This window comes from Acidovorax sp., from assembly GCF_022763525.1.
In the GTDB taxonomy this organism is placed as follows: Bacteria; Pseudomonadota; Gammaproteobacteria; order Burkholderiales; family Burkholderiaceae_C; genus Acidovorax.
The window spans coordinates 1-2,647 of sequence record NZ_JALEGG010000233.1; the positions used below are offsets into that span (position 1 = coordinate 1).

Annotated in this window: 4 protein-coding genes; 2 read left to right on the top strand and 2 right to left on the bottom strand. The window is 68.8% G+C overall.

Annotated elements, in window-relative coordinates; genetic code table 11:
* The coding region (locus tag MRY84_RS17870) for an OmpA family protein (RefSeq protein WP_291507047.1) at positions 1 to 585 on the top strand (585 nt) is incomplete at its 5' end.
* A complete protein-coding gene (locus MRY84_RS17875; protein ID WP_291507048.1) occupies positions 578 to 1,171 on the top strand; it encodes a DUF2894 domain-containing protein in 594 nt (197 codons plus the stop codon). The genes MRY84_RS17870 and MRY84_RS17875, both read left to right, overlap by 8 nt.
* A gap of 36 nt (positions 1,172 to 1,207) precedes the next feature.
* Here MRY84_RS17875 and MRY84_RS23185 read toward each other — a convergent pair whose 3' ends face one another.
* Complete coding sequence (locus tag MRY84_RS23185; protein ID WP_363317562.1) at positions 1,208 to 2,083, bottom strand: DUF3703 domain-containing protein; 876 nt, start codon at positions 2,081 to 2,083, stop codon at positions 1,208 to 1,210.
* An 8-nt stretch (positions 2,084 to 2,091) separates the two neighbouring features.
* On the bottom strand, positions 2,092 to 2,647 hold a 556-nt coding region (locus tag MRY84_RS17885), incomplete at its 5' end, for a cation transporter (RefSeq protein ID WP_291507049.1).

Genomic DNA, 2,647 nt, shown 5'->3' on the forward strand with positions numbered 1-2,647 from the left:
ATGGCGGGGTTGCTGGGCGCCTTCGTGCTGATCCTCGTTGGCGTGCTCGTGGTGCAAATCGATCTGGTGGCCAACCTCAAGCAAGAGGTGGAGAAGCGGCAGATGGAAGAGAAGCGCCGCATGGCCCTGGAAAAGGCCCTGGCGGTCCCCCTGGCCAGCGGACGTGTGACGCTGCACCAGGGACGCATCGGAATCAGCGGTAGCGTGCTGTTTGCCGCCGGCTCGGCGGAGCTGCGCCCCGAGGGCCGGCAGCTGCTGAAAAGCCTGGTGCTTCCGCTGCAGGTGTATTTGAAGGAGCGCGACGAGATGCTGATGGTGAGCGGCTTCACCGACAACACCAGCCTGGTGCAAGGGCGCCACCAGCGCTTTGCCGACAACCTGGAGCTTTCAGCGCAGCGCGCACTCACCGTCACCCGTGCGCTGATCGAAGAGGAGATGCCTTCGTCCCAGGTGTTTGCCGCAGCCTTTGGTGCTGAGCAGCCCGTGGCAGACAACGCCGACGAAAAGGGCCGGGCGCAGAACCGCCGGGTCGAGATGGCTCCGGTTCCTCGCGCCGCATCTGCCAAGCCAGCCCGTGATGAGTGAGCCAACCCTGGAATCCTTGCGGGCCGAGGGCGCGCAGCACCTTGACCCGGTACGCTTTCGCTACCTGGAGGTGCTGGACGAACGTCTCCTCTTGCAGCCGCCGGGGGTCCGCCAGGTGCTGGAGCGCAGGCTGCAGGCGGCTCTCGCGGACTACGCCGGGCGTGTGCAGGCAACAGCTCCTCGGGCACGGGTCGCCGCGGCAGTCGCCAAAACCCCATCTCCGCTGCAGCAGCTCAACCGTGAACTGAGTGCCAGGACCCGACCCGGGGCAGACAGTGTGCTGGCGGGCGCGGGCGCCAGTGTTTCGGACCTGCAGAGCGTACGCCGCTTCAGCGAAGTGTGGTCCAAGATCTCGGCGGAAAAGCAGCTGGCGCAGGCCCTCACACGCGGGCCGGAAAATGCAGGACCGCTGAATTCACACCGGCTGATGTTGCGCTCCCTGGCCTTGATGCGCTCCCTGTCGCCCGACTACCTGCGGCATTTTTTGGTGCAGATGGACAGTCTGCTGTGGCTGGAGCGGGCTGCGGTGAGGCCAGCCAGGGCTCCGCTCAAGCAGGGCCGCGCGGGCCGCGGCGCCAAGGCCTGAGCGCGCCGCGGCAAGCGAAACAGCGGGGGCTGTGTTTCAGGCGCCCCGTTCGTCCAGCCGCACGGGGGGCGTCGCTGTGTCCTCCACCGCCTGCTGGATGAGCACGGTGACTTCGGCCGCCGGCACCATGGGCTGAAAAGCGCTCACATGGGATCGCCCGATGTTGCCCAGCGGCAGCCGTGCCAGCAGATGGCCCCAGGGCACCAAGGCCAGCCGCAGGAGTTGCCCCGCGGCCTCACGTGTATCCCCCAGCGCCACGGCGTAGCGCAGCATGGCGGTGTGCGCACGCCAGTGCAGCGGCAAGGACGCCTGCCCCAGAACGTGGGCGGCTTCCAGCCATCGCCAGCGCTGAGGTGGCGGGGCGTCGGGCAGGCGGGCAAAGCCGGCCAACAGGTGCTCGAAGGCGGCAAGCCGTTGCACTGCGGTAGGGGCTGTGCCGTCGGCGGCGTGTTGCGCCGCCAAGTGGCGCCAGCGCCGTTGGCGATGCCGGTAGAACCCCTGGGCAAAGAGGGCGCTCAGGGGCGTCATCAGCCAGGGCAGGTACCGCGCCGCCACATCGATCTCATCCGTGTACAGCGTGCGGCCATCGGGCAGCGGCTGCAGGGTGATGCGATGGTCCCAGCGGCGCATGAGCACGCCTTCGCCGTTGTCGCGCAGCGTGGGCCAGCCGCCCGCCTGTGTGCAGGGCTCGACCGAGATGCGGACAGTCTGGGGACCCATGGGAATCATGCCCAGCAGCCGCATCTGCAGCACCAGGTCGCCAGGTGCCCAGTGGGCGGGCCAGTGATGTCCCGGTGCTGGCCGGAAGTGGATGACGGGCGCGGTGATGTGCCGGAACACGGCCGTGCTCTGAAGCTGGGTAGCGACCCACTGCGGGGGCGCGCTCAAGGGCGTAGACAGACGTATGCGCATGGCTTGGCTCAATGGGCATGCGGTTGCGGGTGCGCAGCCGTGCTGGCCAATTCCTGCCGGGCGTGGCGGATCACGCTCCAGCCGCCGCTGATGGCCAGACCCGCCATGATGGCCGCCACCGCGAGGTCAGGCCAGGCCGTGCCCGTACCCAGCACGCCCAGGGCTGCACCCATCACCGCCAGGTTGCCCAGGGCATCGTTGCGGGTGCAAAGCCACACGCCGCGCATGTTCGCGTCACCTTCCCGGTAGGCGTAGAGCAGGGCGGCCACGCCCAGGTTGGCCGCCAGCGCCAGCAGGCCCACCCCGCCCATGGTGAAGGGTTCGGGCGGCGTGCCTTGCCAGGCACCCCAGGCCACCCGGCCCACCACGAACACGCCAAACGCCAGCATGCTGGCTCCCTTGACGAGGGCGGCGCGGGCCCGCCAGGCCAGGGCCATGGCCAGGACCCAGAGCGAAAGGCCGTAGTTGGCGGCGTCGCCCAGAAAGTCGATGGCGTCAGCCAGCAGCGATGCAGAGCCTGAGCGGGTACCTGCCCCCAGTTCCACCGCAAACATGGCAGCGTTG